This is a genomic window from Rhizobium sp. 42MFCr.1, from assembly GCF_000377185.1.
Classification (GTDB): domain Bacteria; phylum Pseudomonadota; class Alphaproteobacteria; order Rhizobiales; family Rhizobiaceae; genus Rhizobium; species Rhizobium altiplani.
Genome location: NZ_KB897835.1, coordinates 63806 through 85237 on the forward strand (window position 1 = coordinate 63806; position 21432 = coordinate 85237).

A 21432-nucleotide genomic window follows, 5' to 3' on the forward strand; every position below is an offset into this window, starting at 1 on the left:
ATTTCAGCCGAATGGAGCCCACCATGAAACATCAGACATTGGAGCAACTGCAGAATATTGCGGATATCGACCAGGCGTATCCGCACCGCGTCATGTCGCGAAGCGAGCGTCTCGAGCGCTGGGTGGAGCTTCTCGAGTTGAGCCCGCATCGACGACTGGCTACCCTCTACCAGACCGAACATCAGCCGACCTCAGTGCTATCGCTCCTGCGTAGCGATAACTCGCCGATCTCGGTCGCCTTTGAGGACCCGATCCTGCGAGCAGCGGGGCTTGAGAACGATACTTATGGCCAGGCCAAGAAGTTCTTCAGTCTAAGCGACGGCGAACTGCATAACGTTCTTTGCTACTGCCATTTCGGCGCGACGGTCAGCGCCGCCACAGCCGCCCACTATGTACGCGGTATTCTTGGCGTGGATCGCCCAGGTTTATTCGCTCGCCTGCGGGCACTGTTCACATCTTGACTGGAACGAGACCAGGCGCCATTCGAACACCTGATCACTGCTCCCGTCTTCAAGCCGCCGCTCCGGCGGTCGCCGGCTCGTCGCTTGCGATCGCCAGCTAGCTGATCACTCACCATCCTCGCCAGACAGTCCGGTCTGCTGCTCCAGACTGCTCAGGCAGGCATCGTTATGGGCAAAGCGGAAAATGCTGTAGACCGCCAGTCCCCAGTCCTCACTTCCAGAAATCGTGACGCTGGCCGACTGGGCATTCTGGAACTTCGTGCTCAGATTGTCCCATTGCTCGAACACTTGCCGCTCCTGAGCGATGACCGCCTGCCGGAACATGCCGTCCTTTCCGAATTTGGACGTGGCGACATGGTCGACCTTCTCGTCCGCTGGCCCGAACTGGGAAGCGAGAAGCGAAGCCGCCTCCTTGTAAACCTGCCGTGTCGTCGTGCCGCGCTGATCATCGTCGATGTAACGGGAAATCGCGACGACGTTGCATATTCCCATGCCGTGGACGTAGGCTAGCACATATTGGTCAAAGAGGTCGCTTCCGCCAGGCAGAACGTTGCATGAGTACTGGCCTGTCGTATCCGGCTGCTCGCCATTGATCGGTTTGCAGCCGAGCGCTGACGGCAGCGCATCCTGTGAAACGCCGAGCGGCCGGAAGGCAGGAACATTTGTCTCGGACGGTGAAATGGACGCAGTCATAGTTGCGGCAAAAGCCACGGACGCCAGAATATCGATTACGGCCATCGAATCTCTCCCGAGTAAGATCGGGCAATACCACAACAGCAGCCGTCAGAAACCCGATCTGCGCGCCAGGCAGGGTGCCGCAAGTTGACTTTCCACAGCCTTTCGCGTTCAGCACATTCGCGCCGAAGGTTGAAATCCAATGGTCGGGAATTGTTCCATCACGATTCTGTGGCGAGCGGTGCCGCAACTGTCCGCATAGCGTGCTATTCAAGCATGAGTTGCTTGCCGGTTGGAGTGGCTGTGGCAAACGGTCGCGCGGACCGATCGTGCTAGACAGGCATATGAGGAGATGCTTGCATGCCGCCAGCTGAGGGGCCGATGTAGGGATAAGATCATGGACATTCGAAATCTTTTTGCGAATGGCAAAAAGAACTTGAACGTGTCAGCGCCGATCAGAGGTGAACCAATCGAGGTTGTTCAGTCGCGCTCCCGGGCTCAGCCGAATCACAGTATCGATAGCGATGAGCGGGAAACACACACCGAAAGGAGCGCACGCATGACGCAAGGAAGCTTTGGCTTTCCGCCTGCGGATCTTCGATTACGCGCCTTGGGGGAAATTCACGCGCGACCCTATGCGCTCGTTCAGGCGCGACGCGTCATCTTCCAGCTCGCTTTCCTGACGGAGAGTGCCGGTGACAATGACCATGAGATGCTTGCTGATCTTTCCCGATCCAGCGGCGTTGCTCCGCCGACCCGCGAGACCAGCCATCATGCGATAAGCTGGGGCCAGGGCACGTTGCGCTGGGAACGGCACACCGAATTTTCGACCTACTTCTGGGATTGCCCCGCCCCAGAGAAGTTCGGCGCCCCGATCGCCGTTCATCCTTTCGGCGACAGCTTCTCGCCACCAGGTCCGTTCATATCGGGCATTCGCCTGGAAATACGCCCCGACACGCCCGAGACAGTGCAGGAAATTGCCGTTTTCGATCCGACCAGCCTGTGTCGAAGCGAACTCCGAAACGGTCAGGCAACGATCCTCACCGATTTCCGCCAGGATGGCGACGGATTGACGAAGTTTCTGGTGATCGATCGCGGCATGTCCGACAGCGCACGCGGTGCGCTGGTCCAGCGCCTCCTGGATATCGAGACCTATCGCACGCTGGCGATGATGGGCCTGCCGCTTGCACAGTCACTCTCGCCCGAAATCCGCCAGATCGAGTCCGGCCTGACGGCCATTACGCAGCGGATGAAGCTGCATGCACGGGATGAAGCGGACCAGATGCTGTCCGAGATCACGCGCCTTGCGGCCGAACTCGAGGCGAATGCAGCGCTCAGCCTCTATCGGTTCGGGGCAAGCCGCGCCTACTACGAGATCGTTCAGGAGCGCATTCGGGCTCTTGCCGAGACGGCAATACCAGGCAGCGAAACACTCGGCTCATTCCTGGAACGGCGCCTGGCACCGGCCATGCGAACCTGTCAGTCGGTCGAGGAGCGCCAGGCGAACCTTTCGCGCAAGCTTGCCCGGGCAACGGCCCTGCTGCGAAGCTGGATCGACGTCGAACTCGAGCGTATCAATACGACGGTGCTGAATTCGATGGATCGCCGGGCGCAACTGCAGCTGCGTTTGCAGCAGACCGTCGAAGGCCTATCGGTGGCGGCAATCTCTTACTATGTCGTCGGGCTCTTCGGTTATATGGCAAAGGGTGCGCACAATGTCGGCTTCGAGGTGTCCCCCGAGACGCTGACAGGTCTCTCGGTACCGATCGTGGTTGCCGGCATGTGGCTTGTCGTGCGAAGCATCCGGCGGAGGCATGCCGAAGAGGACAAGCGTTGACGTTTGGCGTCGTAGGCTGCCACCGTCCTGTCAGGGCGCGTCGGCCGGCCAGACGATGCCAGGAGTCCGTCATGGACGGCACCATGCTTCCCGAGACGTACACAAGGGAACCGTCGTAAAGGAAGTCGGCCAAAACGCGTTCGATCCGGAGGGCAAGCGCTTTCGTTGACCGTAAGCCGCATGGCTCCCACGGTTGCGCTAATCCCGGCTGGCTTCAGAGTTGCGCTGTCGAACACTCGTAGAGCGCCGCGCCCGTTCCAGCATCGACACCACTCAGGCTCACGTCGTAACCCCAGAGGTGACGAATATGGCCGAGCGTGGCATCACGGGTGCTCTCTTCCAGGAGGATGCCATTCTTCACATTATGCTGTAGCCGAAGTTGCCGGTCACCTAGCAAGTCCACGTCGATAACCTGGATATCGGGCTGTCTGGCCCCGACGTCGTAACTGTGGGCAAGCGCCGAGCGGATCCTGGAATAGCCGCGCTCATTATGGATTGCGGATACCTCGCAATAGCTGTCGGTGGCGCGATCGGAGAGCAGGAACAGCCGGAACTTGCGGATCATCGCCGGGCTCAGATATTGGAGCATGAAGGACTCGTCGCGGTGGTTTGCCCAGGCGTCGAGCAGCGTCCCCTGCCAATCGCCGTTGCCGGCAAACGACGGAAACCAGTCGCGATCTTCCGCCGTCGGTTCCATGCAGATGCGCTCGATGTCCTGCATCATCGCGAATCCCAGTGCGTAAGGGTTGATGCCCGGGAAGCGCGAATCATCGAAGGCCGGTTGAAAAACGACGTTGGAGTGGCTTTTCAGCAGTTCCAGCATCGCCCCTTCGCTGATCCGGCCCTGATCGAAGAGGCGGTTGATGATCGTGTAGTGAACGAACGTCGCGCAGCCCTCGTTCATCACCTTGGTTTGGCGCTGTGGATAGAAATATTGCGCAATGACGCGCACGATCCGGAGAAGTTCGCGCTGCCAGGGATCGAGGATCAGGCTGTGCTTTTCCAGGAAGTAGAGCAGGTTCTCCTCCGGAAGATTGAGAACCTTCTTGCGTTCGGACGCGTCGCGTTCGGCCTCTTCCGGATTGCGGTTTTCCGTTGCCAGCGGCAGCGTGCGCCACAGATCGCTGTAGGTCTGCTCTTCATATTCCAATCGCTCTCGGGCGCGTTCTCTGACTTTTTCGGAGGAAAGGCGGGGCGGGCGCCGGTAGCGGAAGACGCCCTGGTCCATCAGGGCGTGCGCTGAATCGAGGATCGCCTCCACGGCGCGTAATCCATGCCGCTCCTCGCACTTGGCGATGTATTTCTTGGCGAAATCCATATAACTCAGGATGGAGCCGGCGTCCGTCCACTGGCGGAACAAGTAGTTGTTCTTGAAGAAATGATTGTGGCCGAAGGCTGCATGCGCGGTCACCAACGCCTGCATCGCCATGGTGTTTTCTTCCATGAGATAGGTGATGCAGGGGTTGGAGTTGATGACCAACTCGTAAGCGAGGCCGCGCTGTCCCTTCCGATACAAGTGATCCTCGAAGATGAAGCGCTTGCCGAAGGACCAGTGCTGATACATCAGCGGCATGCCAACCGACGAATAGGCATCGAGCATCTGCTCGGAGGAAATGATCTCCAACTGGTTGGGATAGACGTCCAGTCCCATCTCATCGAGCGCAACGGTCTCTATCGCATCGTAGGCGCGCGAAAGGGTCGTGAAATTCCAGTCGGAACCATCAAACAGCAGGCCTGAACTCGAGCGTCTCGCCATTCGGTCGTCCCTTACTTGCGCGTGCGCATGGCAGGCTGTCGGGTAAAGAGCTTGCGGAACACGGGGTAGATGTCTGCCGGTCTGGAGATCCGCGTCATCTGGAAGTTAGGCACTTCGCCGTCGACCGTGCGATAGGCGCGCCACAGCGACGTGCCGTTGTCGGTCGCTCCAAAGATCTCGGTTTCACGCTCGTCAATGATCTCGACATAGGCATAATACTGGCACAGGCGCATCAGGTGGTCGCGAAGCAGCGCCGCGCACCGTTCGGAATCTCCGCTGATGTTGTCGCCGTCGGACGCTTGAGCGGCGTAGATGTTCCACAGATGTGCCGGATAGCGTTCCTCGATGACACGAAGCATTTCCTCGAGGGCAGTGGAAACGACCGTGCCGCCGCTCTGCTTGCTGTAGAAGAACGTCTCCTCGTCGACCTCGCGCGCCTCGTCGGTATGACGGATGAAAACGATATCGATCCGCTCGTAACGGCGGGTCAGGAAGAGGTGGAGCAGCACGAAGAAGCGTTTCGCGAGGTCCTTTTCGCGTTCGCCCATCGAGGCCGACACGTCCATCAGGCAGAACATCACCGCGCTGGCATTGGGAAGTGGCTGGCGCTCGAAACGGTTGAAGCGAATATCAACCGGATCGACATAGGAGATGCGTCGACGCCTGCGTTCCAATTGCTCGAGCTCCTCGCGCAATGCCTGCAGGCGCCGCCGCTCCTGTGCCGACAGGTTCGGTTCGGCCTCCAAGATGGCGATCTGATCTGCAATCGCCTTCACCGCCGCTTCGCTCGGGCGTTGCAGCGCGATCCGGCGGCCGAAGCTATTGCGCATCGTCCGCCCGACATTGATGTTCGTGGGGGTGCCGGCCGTGCTGAAGCCGACGCGGTGAGGCTTGTAGGTCACCGTCTCCTTCAGGTTCAACTTGACCATGTCGGGCAGTTCCAGATCCTCGAAGAAAAGGTCGAGAACCTCGTCGCGGGACAGGATGAACTGAAAGTCATCCTCGCTCTCGCCGCGGCCGGCGCCCTTGCCACTTCCGCCGGCACCGCCTTGCGGTCGCGAAAGCTTATCGCCCGCCATGTATTCCTTGTTTCCTGGCAGAATATACTCGCGCGCTCCACTACCGGAAGCAGGCTGAAAAGTCGGCTCGCCGGCGCCGCGTTTCGGCATCGGAACGCCATGGGCGGCGTCCACGTCGGCAATCCTATCCGATTTGACCTGCTCCTTGATCGCCCGCTTTAGCTCCTCGCGGGCGCGGTTCAGGAAACGCTGCCGGTTGCCGAGGCTCTTATCCTTCGGGTTGAGCCGGCGGTCGATAAAATTCGCCATCTGCCAATCCCCCGGTTCGGCATCGTCAGCCGGCCTTATTGACCCGCATATACCAATCGACGAGCCGCCGGACCTGGCGAACAGTATAGCCGCGTTCCGTCATGCGCTCGACGAATTCCGCGTGCTGCTTTTCCGTCGAGCTGTCCTTCTTGGAGCCAAAGCTGATGACGGGCAGGAGGTCTTCGACCTGGCCAAACATGCGCTTCTCGATCACTTCGCGAAGCTTTTCGTAGCTCGTCCAGGACGGGTTGCGCCCATGGTTCTTGGCGCGGGCGCGCAGGGTGAACTTCACAACCTCATTTCGGAAGTCCTTCGGGTTGGCAATGCCCGCCGGCTTTTCGATTTGCGACAACTCGCTGTCGAGAATTTCGCGGTTGAGGATCTGGCCTGTGTCGTAGTCCTTGAAGTCCTGGTCTTCCAGCCAGGCATCGGCATAGGCGATGTATCTGTCGAACAGGTTTTGTCCATATTCGCTGTAGGATTCCAGATAGGCTTTCTGGATTTCATGACCGATGAATTCGGCATAGCGTGCCGCAAGCTCGGACTTGATGAAATCCAGGTAGCGCGCCTCCGTTTCCTTCGGGAACTGTTCGCGCCGAATTGCCTGCTCCATGATGTACATCAGGTGGACCGGGTCGGCGGCGACCTCCTTTGTATCGTAGTTGAAGGTTTCCGACAGCACCTTGAAGGCAAAACGCGTGCTGACGCCTGTCATGCCCTCATCCACACCGGCGGCGTCACGATACTCCTGCACCGACTTGGCCTTGGGATCGGTGTCCTTCAGGTTCTCGCCGTCATAGACGCGCATCTTCGTGTAGAGCGGCGAATTTTCATGAACGTGGAGGCGTGTCGCAACGGTGAAGCGGCTAAGATTCTCGAGCACTTCAGGGGCACACGGGCTCTTTGCCAGCTCGCTTTCACGAAGCAGCTTTTCGTAGATTTGCCGTTCTTCGGTGACCCTCAGGCAATAGGGCACCTTGACCACGAGGATGCGGTCGAGGAATGCCTCGTTGTTCTTGTTGTTCTTGAATTGCAGCCACTCGGACTCGTTGGAGTGAGCAACGACAATGCCCTGGAAGGGGAAGGCGCCGAAGTTCTCCGTACCGTTATAGCTGCCCTCCTGGGTGGCGGTCAGCAGGGGATGCAGTACCTTGATCGGGGCCTTGAACATTTCGACGAACTCGAGAAGCCCCTGCGTCGTTCTGTTCAGCCCGCCACTGTAGGAGTAGGCATCAGGATCGGCCTGACTGAAGTTTTCAAGTTGACGGATATCCACTTTGCCGACGAGTGCGGACACGTCCTGATTGTTTTCGTCACCCGGCTCCGTCTTCGCAATTGCTATTTGTCGCAGACGCGAGGGCGTCAGTTTAACCACACTGAATTTCGAAATATCGCCGCCGATCTCGTCGAGCCGTTTCGTCGCCCAGGGCGAGATGAGGCCCGTGAGCCTTCGCGCCGCAATCCCGTACTTGTCTTCCAAGAGACCCGCCATCCGCTCCGGGTGGAACAGGCCGAGGGGGGATTCGAAGACGGGGCTGATCTTGCCATTGACCGCCAAAGTGTAGATCGGGCGCTGCTCCATCAGTCTCTTGAGGCGCTCGGCGAGCGACGATTTGCCGCCTCCCACAGGACCGAGCAGATAGAGAATCTGCTTTCGCTCCTCGAGACCTTGCGCGGCGTATCTGAAGTAGCCGACAATCCGCTCGATTGTATCTTCCATTCCATAGAAGTCGGCGAAGGAGGGGTAAATCTTGACTGTGCGGTTGGCGAAAATCCGCCCTAGCCGCTCATCGGCGCTCGTATCGATTAATGTCGGCTCGCCGATCGCTTCGACCATTCGCTCTTGCGCGGTCGCATAAAGGCTTTTGTCATCACGGCAGGCTAGCAGGTATTCCTGTAGACTTAGTTCTTCTTGCGCGGCGCTTGTGTAAATCTCCGAGAAAAGATCAAAGACGTCACTTTCACCTTTTTGCATGATGCTCTCCCGCGGCCGGTCGGTTGAGGCGGGATTGCCGCCCCGTAGGCGCGCTCATTGAGACAACGGCACAAACTAGCATTCGTTCCTTCAAATACTTACAGGAATTCGAATTTGGCTCGAGTAGGCCATGTAGCATCTCATCGTCTCCATTCTTGCGCCAGATTGCGACTCAAATGTTGAACTGTGCTGATTACTAATATGGCACGAAAGACGTGCAATAACCATGGCTAAGGTAATCACGCTATCGCTATGAACAGCGCATTTCATCCCGGGCCAATGCTATGTCGGCGAACAAAATCGCAGCGCGCAGTAATCATGCGCCGGTGGACGGCAGCTCCAGAACCCGTGCCGTCCATGGCAAAGAAGCGGTAAAGGAAATTGCGAGCTGGCGCCACTCGGGCGCTAGCTGATGCCGCCGAGGCAGACGTATTTAATTTCCGTAAATTCTTCGATCCCGTATTTGGAACCCTCACGGCCAAGGCCGGAGAGTTTGACGCCGCCGAAGGGAGCTTCCGCCGTCGAGATCAATCCTGTGTTGACACCAACCATGCCGTATTCGAGGGCCTCGGCGACGCGGAAAACGCGAGCGAGATCCTTCGCATAGAAGTACGAGGCCAGGCCAAACTCGGTATCGTTTGCCTGCTGGATGACATCAGCCTCATCCTTGAAGCGGAACAGCGGCGCCACCGGCCCGAAGGTCTCCTCGCGGGCAACGGCCATCTCCCGCGTGACATTTGAAAGCACGGTCGCTTCGTAGAAAGTGCCGCCGAGCACGTGACGCTTTCCGCCCTGTACGACGCTTGCACCCTTGGCGAGCGCATCGGCAACGTGTTCCTCGACCTTCTCCAGCGCTGGCTGGTCGATCAGCGGCCCCAGAATGACACCCTCGTCGAAGCCATTGCCGGTCTTCAATTTGCCGACGGCTGCCGCAAGCTTCTGGGAGAAAGCATCATAGACACCTTCCTGCACGTATAGCCGGTTTGCGCACACGCAAGTCTGGCCATTGTTGCGGAACTTGGCGATCAGCGCACCTTCGACGGCGGCATCAAGATCAGCGTCGTCGAAGACGATGAAGGGTGCATTGCCGCCGAGTTCCAGGCCAAGTTTCTTGATTGTCGGAGCACTCTGCTTGTAGAGCTCGGCGCCGATTTCCGTGGAACCGGTGAAGGTCAATTTGCGGACGGTCGGATTGGCGGTCATTTCGACGCCAATCTCGCGTGCCGAGCCGGTGACAACCGAAAACAGGCCCTTCGGAAGCCCGGCGCGTTCCGCAAGCACGGCAATCGCAATGGCCGAGAAGGGCGTCTGGCTGGCCGGCTTCAGCACCATGGCGCAACCAGCAGCAAAGGCAGGCCCCGCTTTTCGCGTGATCATGGCGTTCGGGAAGTTCCAGGGGGTGATCGCGGCAACCACGCCGATCGGCTGCTTCATCACCATGATGCGCTTGTCGGGCTGGTGACCGGGAACCAGATCGCCATAGACCCGCCGCCCTTCCTCCGCGAACCATTCGACGAAGCTTGCGCCATAGACGATCTCGCCGGTCGCTTCGGCAACCGGTTTGCCCTGTTCAAGCGTCAGGATACGGCCGAGATCGTCCTTGTTTTCGATCATCAGCTCGAACCATTTGCGAAGAATGCCCGAGCGTTCCTTGGCGGTGCGTGCCGCCCAACCCTTTTGGGCGACGCGTGCCGCCTCGATCGCGGCTTTTGTCTCGGGCGCTCCCAGCTTGGGTACGCGGCCGATGATTTCACCGGTCGCCGGATTGTTGACTTCGATCGCATTCGCCGGATCGGCCTCGATCCATCGGTCGCCGATCAGGGCTGCCTGCCGAAAGAGTGTGGGGTCCTTGAGGTTCATGTTGTCCATCCCATCGAGAAATTGTGCCGTTCCGCATCTCCGCGGCCGCCTCGGCCAAGGCTTACGACAATGTCGCCATCCTCTTCCGCCCTGTCAAACGCGTTGTGGTAAAAGGGTCGCGGACAGTGCCGAGGTGCAATCTCGAAAATGGTTGGAGGTTTCCAACACCGGCGCGCGCTTTTCGGGAACCTTTGCCGTCGAGCTCCATCTAATATCAATGTCAGGGAGGTGACGATGTCGCAGATTCAAGCAGATGGGGCCGAAGCACTCGATACGCTCGCCGATGTCGAGCTGGCGCGCCGCGCGGTCGCCCGCGATCGCCACGCTTTTCGCGCGATCATGAAGGCTCACAATCAGAGGCTCTACCGTCTGGCAAGAAGCATTGTTCGCAATGACAGCGAGGCGGAGGACGTTGTTCAGGAGGCCTATGTGCTCGGATTTGCGCATCTCGATCGTTTCCGGGGTGAGTCCTCGCTCGGGACCTGGCTTTCGCGCATCGTAATCAACGAAGCTCTCGGACGTCTGCGCAAGAAACGGCGGGCGGCGGGCGTCGCGCGTTCTGCCGACGAAAACAGCGGAGCGATGATCCTCCGATTTCCTGTCGACAACACCGGCGATCCGGAGCGCACCATGGCACAGCGGCAAATTCTGCAATTGGTCGAGCAGGCGACCGACGCCCTGCCGGATATCTACCGAACCGTCTTTGTCGCAAGAGTGATCGAGGGGCTGAATGTGGATGAGACCGCGGCGTTGCTCGGCCTGAGGGCCGAGACCGTCAAGAGCCGGCTACATCGCGCCAGGCGCTTGGTAAGGGAGCGCCTCGACGAGCAGATCGGTCCCGTGCTCCTTTCCGCATTTCCCTTCGCGGGCCGTCGTTGCGAACGCCTGACGATGGCGGTGATGAGCCGTCTCGGTTTTCTCGACTGATTTCGGGAACCTTCTCGTCGGGCCGACATCCAATGTCTGTTCCAGAAAAACAATGCCCGGCCTCGCCGGTTCGGGCGAAGGAGGTTCCTATGCAGACTCGACAGATTGCGACCCTGACCGCGCTTTGCCTGTTCGGACTTGCGCCATCCGCATGGGCAGCGGACAAGCCGACGGACCCGCAGATCGCGCATATCGCCTATACGGCCGGCACCATCGATATCGAGGCCGCAAAACTTGCGATCTCGAAATCCAAGAACAAGGATGTTGTCGCCTTCGCGGAGGACATGGTGCGAGACCATGAGGCCGTGAACAAGCAGGCTCTTGCACTGGTCAAGAAGCTCAAGGTTACGCCGGAGGACAATGAAACGAGCAAGACGTTGACCAAGGCTGCAACCGATGAGCGAGCAAAACTTGCCAAACTCAGCGGAGCGAGCTTCGACAAGGCCTATGTCGACAACGAGGTCGCCTATCACAAACAGGTCAATGGCGCGCTCGAGACGCTATTGATCCCGTCGGCGAGCAACGCGGAGCTCAAGGAGTTGCTCCAAACCGGCCTCAAGGTCTTCCAGGGCCATCAGCAGCATGCCGAGCATGTCGCTGGCGAGCTTAAATAGGAGATACCAGCATGCTGAGACGGCATCTGTGGATCGTTGCGGTATCTGCGTTGATCATCGGTGTCGTTCCGGTGCGGGCGGAAACAGTCACTGTAACAATCGAAAAGATGATGTTTTCGCCCGCTGAGATCAGCGCAAGGCCAGGCGACACGGTCGAGTGGATCAACAAGGATATTCTTGCCCATACGGCGACCGTGAAGGGTGACTGGGAGGTGGTCATTCCTCCCGGGAAATCCGCAAGTGCCGTGCTGAAGGCGACCACATCGGTCGATTACTATTGTCGCTTTCATCCGAACATGAAGGGTCGTATCTCGATACCCTCTCAATAGTAGGGCTGCGCGGCGCTGCGTGGAGACACCCTCCGCCGCCATATCCGACCATCGGCGAATAGAATCCGTCTTCGCTCGGCCTTCGCGCTGCCCTATACAGCTTTCATGTATTCGCTGGAACGCCCTGTAGCCCTTGAGCAAATCGTGAAGAAGAGCCGGTTTCTGGCGATTAGTGTTCCGATCGCCAGCGAGCTCGACGCGAAGGAGGCGCTTGCGGTACGCAGCCATGGCGATGCCAACCATAATTGTTGGGCCTGGCGCATCGGCCAGACCTACCGTTTCAGCGATGACGGCGAGCCAAGCGGAACAGCAGGAAAACCCATACTGCAGGCGATCGATGGCCAATCACTCGACAAGGTCATTGTCATCGTGACGCGCTGGTTCGGAGGTGTGCTTCTTGGCACCGGTGGGTTGATCCGCGCCTATGGCGGGACGGCGGCCGCCTGCCTCCGGTCCGGCGAACTCATCGAACTCGTTCCAACTTTGGAAGGAACGATCCGCGCCGGATTTTCCGACCTTGCGATCCTCAGGGCAAGGCTCGCCGCCTTCGAGGGGGTGCACGTCCTGAGCGAGGCTTTCTTCGAGGCTGGCGCGGAGGTCGCGGTGAGCTTTCCGCAAGCACGGTCGGACGAGATTGCCCGTTTGATTGCCGACACCACAAGCGGACGCAGCGCGCTCGCCCTCAAACAATAGGGCGAGCGCGAGCCAGAGCCTTCAGGTCAGCATCCAGTAAGCGCTCGAGCAAGCAATGCGGCGCCCGACTTAACGCCAGCCTAGCGCCGGTGCCACATGTTTGAGGATCGCCTCGATCACATGAGCGTTGTATTCGACGCCGAGTTGATTGGGGACTGTCAGCAACAGGGTGTCGGCTTCGGCAATGGCTTCGTCTTCGGAGAGCTGCTTGACCAGCGCCTCAGGTTCGGCCGCATAGGAGCGACCAAAGATCGCTTTGGTGTTTTCGTCGATATAGCCGATCGAATCCTGTTCCTTGCCGCCGCGGCCGAAGTAGGCACGGTCGCGATCGTCGACGAGCGCGAAGATGCTGCGGCTGACTGACACGCGTGGGGTGCGAGTATGGCCGGCTGCCTTCCATGCCTCCCTGTAGGCGCGGATTTGTGCTGCCTGCTGGACATGGAAGGGTTCGCCGGTTTCGTCATCCTTCAGCGTCGAACTCTGCAGGTTCATGCCGAGCTTGGCTGCCCAGATTGCAGTTGCATTAGACCCCGCGCCCCACCAGATGCGCTCGCGCAATCCTTCCGAATAGGGTTCAAGGCGCAGCAGGCCGGGCGGGTTAGGAAACATCGGACGCGGGTTTGGTTGGGCAAAACCTTCGCCTTTAAGTGCTTCCAGGAACACCTCGGCATGGCCACGGCCCATGTCTGCATCGCTCGAACCATCCTGTGGCTGGTAGCCGAAATAGCGCCAGCCATCGATGACCTGCTCCGGAGAGCCGCGGCTGATCCCCAGTTGCAGGCGGCCACCGGCAATGAGATCGGCAGCACCGGCGTCCTCAGCCATGTAGAGAGGGTTCTCGTAACGCATGTCGATAACCGCAGTGCCTGTCTCTATGGTCTTCGTCTTCGCACCGACTGCCGCCAGGAGCGGAAAAGGCGACGCCAGCTGCCGCGCAAAGTGGTGGACGCGGAAATACGCGCCGTCCGCACCGAGTTCTTCGGCGGCAACGGCAAGATCGATGGATTGGAGCAGCGCGTCACCCGCGGAGCGGGTTTTTGATTGAGGCGAGGGCGCCCAGTGGCCGAAGGAGAGAAAGCCGATTTTCTTCATGATTTTACCCGTTGGATATCGCGGTTGCCGTGGGAATTTTGATGGGCATAACATGGGGAGCAGCGTCTGCCACGAAAAGACGATTGAACGCTCTGTTCATCCTTTGAGATTGACGTCCACCAAATGAGCGGCCGCTACGGCTGCGATGCGGTCAGCCGTCTTGCAAAAGGCAGGAAGAGCAGCGCGCAGCCTGTCAGTATGGCGACGATCAGCCAAGCCTGGTTGATCGCCTGGACGCTTGCTGCTGTCTGTACGAGCGGATCCAGCGCAGCGATCGTGTCCGGTGTGAAGTCGCCGGTGCTGCCGGTGATCGTTCCCGCCGGAGCCCCAATAAACGCCGCCGTGGCTGCATCGCCGGCCCGCAGTTGCTCCCATAGTCTCTGCCCAAGCGGCTCCGACCTCGTGTAGATGATCGTATCTATCATGGCGATGCCGATCGCCCCGCCCAGATTACGCATCAGATTGAAGAGGCCGCTTGCGTCGGGCACCCGCGATGCCGGCAAGGTTCCGAGGGCGAGGCGTGTCGGCGGCAAAAGGCAGAACATGATCGCGGCACCGCGCACGACCTGCGGCCAGAACATGGCATCGAAGTCGGAGCGCGGATCATGGAATGCGCTCATCCCCAGTCCGATCGCAAACAACCCGAAACCTGCGGCCGAGAGCAGACGCGGATCTGTCCGCTTTTCCAGCGCAACGGCGATCGGTGCGGTGAAAAGCTGCGTTATGCCTGTGACCAGCATCGTCATCCCGATTTCCAGGGCATTGTGCCCTCTGACGAAGGCAAGGAACACCGGCATGAGATAGACCGAGCCGAACAGGCCGATCCCGAGCACGAAGCTGAGGGCGGATCCGACCAAGAAATTCCGATCTCGGAAATGATGCAGGTCGACGATGGGACGCGTTCTGCGCAACGACCGGGATGCAAATGCGGACCCCGATACCAGGCTGAATGCTAGCAAGCTCAGGACGTACGGCGAGATCCAGCCGCTCGTCGGCGCCTCCTTCAATCCCAGTTCCAGGCTCGCCAGCGCCAGCGCCATCATAAGGAGCGACAGACCATCGAGGTGCCGCAGTTCGGACACGTCGCCCTTCTGCCGGGGCAGGAACTGCCACGCCACCAGCGCCGAGACAATGCCGGGAACGATATTGATGAGGAACAGCCAATGCCACGAATAGGTTGACGTCAGCCAGCCGCCGATGATCGGTCCAACCGTCGGTGCCAAGACAGCCAGCACGCCGGCGATTGTCGTGGCGAGTGCCTGCCGCTCATTCGGAAAGAGGATGAAAACGGCCGAAAAAACCGCCGGGATCAGCGTTCCACCTGAAAAGCCCTGAACGACCCTCCAGGCAACCAGTTCGCCAAAGTCGTTGCTTGCCGCACAGCCAGTGGAAGCGACGACAAACAAGCCTATGGAGGCGACGAACAGCCATCTCATCGTCAGGACACGCGTCAGCAAGCCGGTCAACGGTATCGCGATCACCTCTGCGATCAGATAGACGGTCTGGATCCAGCTCATCTGGTCAGGATCGATATTGATGGCCTGCTGAATTGTCGGCAGGGATGTCGCGACCACCTGGATGTCCAAGATCCCCATGAACATCCCAATGCACATCGCAATGAAGCCCACCCAGATCACCGCCGAAGGCGGATGAGAGGAGGCGGGCTCAAGGTGTTGTGACATGCGGTTGCCCTGCGATCGGGATGGTTCAAGACGGCCCGCGCTGCGGGCCTTCACTCAGGACGGCGGAAAAACGCTTCCAGGCGATAGCCGTCCGGATCGATGACAAATGCTGCGTAGTAGAACGATCCGTACTCGGGGCGTATTCCCGGTTCGCCGTTGTCAGTCCCGCCGCTGGCCATGGCGTTTGCGTGGAAGGCTCTGACGCCTTCCTCGTTGGGGGCAACAAAACAAAAGTGCAGTCCCGACTCCATGTCGGGAACGACAGGGCGCTCGGCGAGCTTTATCCAAAGCTGGGGCTGTTCAGCACCGTAGCCCAGCCATTTGTCACTCGTTGAAAGCCTCGTATAGCCCAGCGGCTCAAGTGCTGCGTCGTAGAATTTTCGTGCACGCTCGAGATCGGACACGCCGATAGAAACATGATGAAACATCATTCCTCCTTCTATGACGGCGCTCGTGTTTGATGAGCCGCAGCCAATCGGGCCGCTCGCGACTGTACAGCGTCGCATCAGTAAAGCAAATGATGGAGCTCAATTGTCGATCCCGGTTCTGCCCCGAGGACTGACGGCAGCCAGGAACATTGCCAAAGCAGGCTGAAGTCTTTGAAAAGAAACTGATGGATTGTGGCGCCAAGCGAGTTTGACAGGCCTTCAGGAACGCGCAGCGTCGGCTCAACGACCGAGGCCCACCGCTTGCATTAGTGCAAAGCGGTAGGCCCCGGACACGCTGAAGAGATGCTGGCATTTCGCGTTCAGGTGGTGCTGCCCGCGAAAGGTACTCGATGCTAGTTCGCCTTAATCCTTCGCGCGAGAGCCATTACGTAATCGTCGGCGATATCGGCCAAGGTCAGAGCGACCTCGGTTTCCTTCCATCCCGCAGCAACGGCTCGTTGCACGAAAGCTCGAAAAGCCTGTGCAAGGACTTCCTCACGCTCGACGACGCGGTACGGATCATTCGTAGAATATTGAGGGTTGCTGATCTGGATCGTAGGGTTGGTCGGTTCCATGATATGCCCCTGAAAGTTGCCCCATCTGATGACGGGCGCATTTCCTGGTGCGTTCCGTCTTACTGCCTGCACTGCGATTATGCTTCTTTATTAAGGGGTTACTGGGATCTTGTCGTTAGCTACGCATCCGGAAACTTGCAGCAGCGTCCATTTCTGCGGCTCCAGGGACGGCCCCAGGTGCTCTCGCTGTTGAGCGATATTGGCACAGCCGTGGGTGCTCGCCTTGCACGAGGCATGACCCAGCAACGCGGGAACTTGCGGTGGCGGGCATTCAGCGCGAAAGGGGAGGCGACCGACGCAAGGCGTTAGCGCAATGACCGCGTTCAGGCTCGACGGTTGTGCCCAAGCGTTCTCAGCCAAGTGTCGAAGGACTGACCACTCTCAGCCTCGGCTACCGGCTCGACGGAATAGCCAATATTGGACGGCATGCCCGAAGTCCTCGCCTCACGCGGGCTGTAGCCGAATTCCTTGCTGAAGGCGCGGCTGAAATGTGCGGCTGAGGAAAAGCCAGCCGCGAAGGCGATATCGGCGATTTGTTGCCGGTTGGAGGTATCGCTCAATGCGGCGTGCGCGGACAAGAGCCGGCGTCGCTGGATATAGTGATGCACACCGCCGTCTGTCTCGAAAGCCTGGTAGAGCCGCGTGCGGGAGACGCCCAGTTCCCTGCACAAACGGTCGGTCGTCAGGTCGGGTGACATCAGATTGTGCTGGACGAAGCGGTGGACGCGTTCCTTCAGTGGCAAGTCGCTGCTTTGTTCTGGCGACGAGACATGTGCTGACGATGATACAACACAGGCCAGGATCAGATCGCGGACGGTCTGTACCACGTGAGAAAGATCCGCCTCGGCCAGCAGCGCCAGCTTCGTCTCGACGCCATCCAGATAGTCGATCAGCAGTTTGGCGCGTGTTCCGACGAGCGCGATGTTGTTCTTGATGTCGACAGCGGAGGCGGGATGGAGCAATTCGCGAGGCAGGTAGAGGGACAGGGTTTGGGCGTCCGTCGATCGACCGCGAAAGGGATGCCCCAAACTGCGCAATTCGACATTTCCAGGCTCGCCCTCGGAGACATGTCCGCCAACTTCCGTCCATGTTCGGCCGCCGCGCAATACAGAGATATGCCAGTGATCGATCGGGCTTGATCGAACCTTCGCTTCCGAACGCATATAGCTATGGGCGGGCGTGTTTTGCTGAACGACAAGCATGCCGCCGAGGTTCCAGACTGCGTGGTCGGCCACAAAAGCTGTATCCGTGGGAATGCTGTCCGGGCGCCTTATATCGACAAGTGGCGCGACATAAGACTGCCAGGCGGAAAATTGTTGTCCCGGCTCAAGGTCGCGCGTGGAAAATCGCAGAGGTTTCAATGCCGGAGGAGGCGCAGCGTGCCCGTCCGACGGTTTGGTTTCGCGAGGAAAGCGACGGCGTTCCACCTGCACGGTCTTGCTATCGTCGCGCTTGCCGCCATCAGGGTGTGGAGGGGAGGGGCGAGATCGTTCATCGTCCGGCAATTCGGTCTCCATAGCGGATCAGGGAGCACGGCCTAGCTATCCCACCAGTATTGAATCAACTTTTGTCAAAGCTAGCGCGTGCCGCGTTGCAGTCAATGAAAACGCTACCATAGGACGCCGTTATGCACACTCGCGCGATTGTGGATGCGTGCTGCATGCAGCGGTGCCGTTTGGGTGATAAGTGGGGCACGCCAGTCGAGCTCACAGCGCGCGGCTATTTGCGAGCCGCCTGCGCTATTCCCGCCAGCCCTCCAGGGTCTGAACGAAAGACGTCAACCAGGCATTTGTCTGGTGGGCGTCCAGCGCGCGATGATCGATCGTCAACGAGACATATGCCATTGGTCGAATCTGGATGGTGTCGACGCCGTCGATCTCTCGTACGACGACGCGCTTCTCCATCTTTCCGACGCCAAGAATTGCCGACTGCGGCTGATTGATGACGATGGGCGTAGCGACCAGCGAGCCAGACACGCCATGGTTTGAGATGGTGAAGGTGCCGCCGCGCATATCGGCGTTGGTCAGGCCACCCGAACGCCCGCGATTGGTCAGGTCTTGAAGTCTGGCGGCGACAGCGGGTAACGCGAGGCTCTGCGCTTGCTGGATCACCGGGACGACCAGGCCCCTGTCGCCGAGGGCCATGCCGACGCCGATGTTGATATCGTCGAAGACCTCCAGATGATCCTCATGCCAGCGGCTGTTGATCTCCGGTACTGCCCGCATCGCCACGACGCAAGCGGCGATGATATAGGCCGTATAGGAGAGATTGATGCCGTCGGCGGCCAATGCCGCCTTGTTCCTTTCGCGATGCCTGATGACTGCCGTGAAATCGGCCTCGAAGATCGATGTGACATGAGGGGCAGCCGTAAGCGACTCCAGCATGTGCCGGGCGATGGAAAGCCGCATGGGCGTATGTGCGACCATACGCGACCCGTGACTGATCTGATCGCGGGCGAGAGTGGCCGGCTCGGAGCCGGTCGGCCTGCTCACGGACGACGGTACCCCGTCGCGTCGCTGCTTTTTTTCGAACGCGGCATCCATATCCAAGCGCGTGACACGTCCGTCCCTGCCGGTGCCAAGCACCGCAGCCGGGTCGATGTCGTATTGCTCGCCGGCACTGCGTACCGCCGGCGAGAACCGGTCCCCGCCTGCATCGCTTGTCTCGCGGGACGGCAAGGGGGGAGTATCCCGCGCATGGTTGTCACCAGCGGCGGCGGCTTTGAGGCGGATACGGCCAAGAACCGCGCCAGGCGTCGCATCCGTGCCCGACGCCATGACGATCTCGTCAAGTATCCCGGCCGCGGGTGCGGAAATCTCCTGCGTCACCTTGTCCGTTTCAAGCTCGACGAGGGGATCATCCAGGGCGACAGTCTCGCCCGGTTGCTTCAGCCAGTTGCGAACGACCGTCTTCGTACCCTCCTGCTCGACGGGAACGACGACTTCGGCGAAATCGACCATGATCTAGTACTCCACCAGGGCGGTGATCTTCTGCCGGATGCGGTCCACTGACGGCAGTGCCCATTCGAGCAGGGACGGATTGTGCGGGCTCGGGATGTCAGGCATCGTCAACCGCGAGACCGGGGCGTCGAGATCCATGAAAGCCTCGTCAGCAACGACGGCGGCGATCTCCGCGCCGAAGCCGGCTGTCTTAAGGTCCTCATGGACGATAAGGCAGCGCCGTGTGCGACGAACCGACGAGATGACGCTCTCGCGGTCCCACGGCGTCAATGTTCGCAGATCGATGACATCGGCGGAGATGCCTTCTGCCGCTTCCTCGCAGCGCGGAACCATGGCACCCCAGGTCACGATCGTGATTGCGTCGCCCCTGCGTGTAAAGCGTGCCTTGCCAAAGGGAAGCGCGAAGTTGTCGCCGGGGTAGGGGCGACGAGCCCATGGATGGTCGAGCATGGCGCGATGCTCGAAGAAGATCACCGGATCGTTCCCGCGCAGGGCCGTTCGCAACAGCCCGACTGCGTCTTCGGCGTTCGAGGGAACGGCAACCTGCCAGCCTGGTTGATGGACGAAGGCGACCTCGTTCGTCTGGCTGTGCCACGGATCCCCACATTTGAAAAAGCCGCCGGGCACGCGCAGCACGACCGGCGCGGCGAACCGGTTGTTGGTGCGCCAGCGGATCGTACCGCAATCGTTGATCTGTTCGGTCGCGGGCTCGGCGTATTTGCGGAACTGGATCTCGGGAACGGGAACGAGGCCCGCGAGCGCCATCCCGACGGCGCGACCGACGATGCCTTCTTCCGACAGCGATGTGTCAAAGACACGGTCCTTGCCGAATTTCTCCTGGAGTCCAAGCGTGACCGCGTGAACGCCGCCCTTCGGACCAATGTCCTCGCCAAACAGCACCACGCGTGGGTTGGTGGCCAATTCGTGGTCCAGTGTGCGCCTGATCGCCGTGACCATATTGATGCGTTGGCCATCTGGCGCGGCCTCGTTGCTGCATTCCGGAGCCTGGTAGCCGTCGCAGTGCTGACCGCCCATTGACTGCATTTCCCCGTCGAAGAACACATGGCGGGTGACGGTTTCGGGAGACGAGAAAGCCCGACTTTCAGCCTCCGCGCGTGCCTTTTCCGCTGTGTCGCCGGCCCCGAGCCTGCAGGCTTCCCACTCGTCCGCGCTGATTGCCAAGGGGACCAGGTAGTCTCGCAGACGAGGCAGCGGATCGCGGGCCCATTCCGCCTTTACGAGCTCTTCACTTTTATAGGACTGGGTGTCCTGGAAGCTATGACCCTCCAGCCGCGGAACCGTCAGCCGCAGGAGAGCGGGCATTCTCTGCTCGCGGACGAAACCGACCGCGTTTTGCGTGAGGCGAGCCACGTCAGCGGGATCGCAGCCATCACCTTCAAAGATGGCAAGGCCGCGCCAGCTCGCGAGATTGGCTGCAATGTTTCCGCCCGGCGTTTGCATATCGGAGGGAACGGAGATCCCGAAGCCGTTATCCTCGACGTAAAACAACATCGGCAGCTTCTGCGTTGTGGCGATTGTCAGTGCCGACCAGAAGCCATTCGATGCGACCGAGCCATCTCCACCAAGGACGACCGCTATCGCGTCACTGTAGTCATGCTCCCCGAGGACCGTTGCATGGTAGTGAATAGCCTGGGCCCAGCCCGCGGTCGGGGTGTACTGGGCGCCGACGCCGCCGCACATCGGCAGGGCTGAGGCGCCGTCGCGGTTCGGATAGTTGAAGACGACGCCAATGTCGCGACCGTCCGAATAGCCGCCGGCGCGCGCCATCGCCGAGCCGAGCGCATCGGCCGGATCGACGCCGAGCGACAAAAGCAGCGGGCGTGACCGATAGTAGCCGCAGGTAGCATCGTGGCGGTTCGTCAGCTGCAGCCCGAGCATGATCTGCGCCATGTCGTGGCCGCGGGCGGAAAACTGATAGAGGATCTTTTTCTCGGGGACGAGCCGCGTTTCTTCCATCTCGTCAAGGACGCGCGAGAGATGCAGGAGATAGGTAACGCGCTTCCAGTCTATTCCCTCATCGGGTGCGTTCCTGCCACGCATTATAAGCGCGGTCGCCTGTGCCATCTTCGATCCTCCCAAATCTCTGATCCACGAGGAGGTTAGTACAGCCTTGGAGAAATTTCGTTTCAGTTTTCCGCGAAAGGCACGGTGGTATGAAACGTCCATTTCACCAGACGGCGATATTTCACACCATCAATTCGGCATTCTCGATAAGGTTC

General features: G+C 59.7%; 18 protein-coding genes. 6 read left to right on the forward strand and 12 right to left on the reverse strand.

What is annotated here, in order from left to right:
- The first annotated feature begins 23 nt into the window (after nucleotides 1-23).
- Entirely contained in the window at nucleotides 24-461 is a 438-nt protein-coding gene (locus C934_RS0117960) for a hypothetical protein (RefSeq protein ID WP_018858036.1), read from the forward strand.
- A 105-nt stretch (nucleotides 462-566) separates the two neighbouring features.
- On the opposite strand, the gene C934_RS0117965 is transcribed toward C934_RS0117960, so the two are convergent.
- Nucleotides 567-1199, reverse strand: a complete 633-nt coding sequence (locus C934_RS0117965) for a hypothetical protein (RefSeq protein WP_018858037.1) — start codon at nucleotides 1197-1199, stop codon at nucleotides 567-569.
- A 496-nt stretch (nucleotides 1200-1695) separates the two neighbouring features.
- Between C934_RS0117965 and C934_RS0117970 the strand changes: the two genes are divergently transcribed.
- Complete coding sequence (locus C934_RS0117970) at nucleotides 1696-2973, forward strand: DUF3422 family protein (protein ID WP_026371888.1); 1278 nt, start codon at nucleotides 1696-1698, stop codon at nucleotides 2971-2973.
- Between the two features lie 214 nt (nucleotides 2974-3187).
- Here C934_RS0117970 and C934_RS0117975 read toward each other — a convergent pair whose 3' ends face one another.
- The 4 genes from C934_RS0117975 to gabD form a co-directional block, all read right to left on the reverse strand.
- Nucleotides 3188-4729 (reverse strand): SpoVR family protein, encoded by a 1542-nt coding sequence (locus tag C934_RS0117975; RefSeq protein ID WP_018858039.1) that lies wholly within the window; start codon nucleotides 4727-4729, stop codon nucleotides 3188-3190.
- An 11-nt stretch (nucleotides 4730-4740) separates the two neighbouring features.
- Nucleotides 4741-6057, reverse strand: a complete 1317-nt coding sequence (locus C934_RS0117980) for a YeaH/YhbH family protein (RefSeq protein ID WP_018858040.1) — start codon at nucleotides 6055-6057, stop codon at nucleotides 4741-4743.
- Between the two features lie 25 nt (nucleotides 6058-6082).
- Nucleotides 6083-8032, reverse strand: a complete 1950-nt coding sequence (locus C934_RS0117985; RefSeq protein WP_018858041.1) for a PrkA family serine protein kinase — start codon at nucleotides 8030-8032, stop codon at nucleotides 6083-6085.
- A gap of 405 nt (nucleotides 8033-8437) precedes the next feature.
- Nucleotides 8438-9892, reverse strand: coding sequence for an NADP-dependent succinate-semialdehyde dehydrogenase (gene gabD / locus C934_RS0117990; protein WP_026371889.1), 1455 nt, complete (start codon nucleotides 9890-9892; stop codon nucleotides 8438-8440).
- Between the two features lie 234 nt (nucleotides 9893-10126).
- Here gabD and C934_RS0117995 point away from each other — a divergent pair, with 234 nt between their 5' ends.
- The 4 genes from C934_RS0117995 (at nucleotide 10127) to C934_RS0118010 (ending at nucleotide 12455) form a co-directional block, all read left to right on the forward strand.
- Entirely contained in the window at nucleotides 10127-10819 is a 693-nt protein-coding gene (locus C934_RS0117995) for an RNA polymerase sigma factor (RefSeq protein ID WP_018858043.1), read from the forward strand.
- Nucleotides 10820-10908: 89 nt separating this feature from the next.
- Nucleotides 10909-11433: a DUF4142 domain-containing protein gene (locus C934_RS0118000; protein ID WP_018858044.1), complete on the forward strand. Its 525-nt coding sequence runs from the start codon at nucleotides 10909-10911 to the stop codon at nucleotides 11431-11433.
- 11 nt (nucleotides 11434-11444) lie between these two features.
- Nucleotides 11445-11762 (forward strand): plastocyanin/azurin family copper-binding protein, encoded by a 318-nt coding sequence (locus C934_RS0118005; RefSeq protein WP_018858045.1) that lies wholly within the window; start codon nucleotides 11445-11447, stop codon nucleotides 11760-11762.
- A gap of 105 nt (nucleotides 11763-11867) precedes the next feature.
- On the forward strand, nucleotides 11868-12455 hold the full coding sequence (locus tag C934_RS0118010; protein ID WP_018858046.1) for an IMPACT family protein: 588 nt from the start codon (nucleotides 11868-11870) through the stop codon (nucleotides 12453-12455).
- Between the two features lie 69 nt (nucleotides 12456-12524).
- Here the strand turns inward: C934_RS0118010 and C934_RS0118015 are convergent, their stop codons facing one another.
- The 7 genes from C934_RS0118015 to C934_RS0118045 form a co-directional block, all read right to left on the reverse strand.
- The gene (locus C934_RS0118015) at nucleotides 12525-13547 is read right to left on the reverse strand and encodes an LLM class flavin-dependent oxidoreductase (protein WP_018858047.1); all 1023 of its coding nucleotides are present in this window, start codon (nucleotides 13545-13547) and stop codon (nucleotides 12525-12527) included.
- Nucleotides 13548-13681: 134 nt separating this feature from the next.
- Entirely contained in the window at nucleotides 13682-15229 is a 1548-nt protein-coding gene (locus tag C934_RS0118020; RefSeq protein ID WP_026371890.1) for a DHA2 family efflux MFS transporter permease subunit, read from the reverse strand.
- A 50-nt stretch (nucleotides 15230-15279) separates the two neighbouring features.
- The gene (locus C934_RS0118025; RefSeq protein WP_018858049.1) at nucleotides 15280-15657 is read right to left on the reverse strand and encodes a VOC family protein; all 378 of its coding nucleotides are present in this window, start codon (nucleotides 15655-15657) and stop codon (nucleotides 15280-15282) included.
- A gap of 353 nt (nucleotides 15658-16010) precedes the next feature.
- Complete coding sequence (locus C934_RS0118030; protein ID WP_018858050.1) at nucleotides 16011-16232, reverse strand: hypothetical protein; 222 nt, start codon at nucleotides 16230-16232, stop codon at nucleotides 16011-16013.
- Between the two features lie 323 nt (nucleotides 16233-16555).
- Nucleotides 16556-17749 (reverse strand): helix-turn-helix domain-containing protein, encoded by a 1194-nt coding sequence (locus C934_RS0118035; protein ID WP_018858051.1) that lies wholly within the window; start codon nucleotides 17747-17749, stop codon nucleotides 16556-16558.
- A 222-nt stretch (nucleotides 17750-17971) separates the two neighbouring features.
- Nucleotides 17972-19192: a dihydrolipoamide acetyltransferase family protein gene (locus C934_RS0118040; protein WP_018858052.1), complete on the reverse strand. Its 1221-nt coding sequence runs from the start codon at nucleotides 19190-19192 to the stop codon at nucleotides 17972-17974.
- 3 nt (nucleotides 19193-19195) lie between these two features.
- Nucleotides 19196-21277 carry an alpha-ketoacid dehydrogenase subunit alpha/beta gene (locus tag C934_RS0118045; RefSeq protein WP_018858053.1) on the reverse strand — a complete coding sequence of 694 codons (2082 nt, stop codon included), beginning with the start codon at nucleotides 21275-21277 and terminating at the stop codon, nucleotides 19196-19198.
- Nucleotides 21278-21432: the final 155 nt, after the last annotated feature.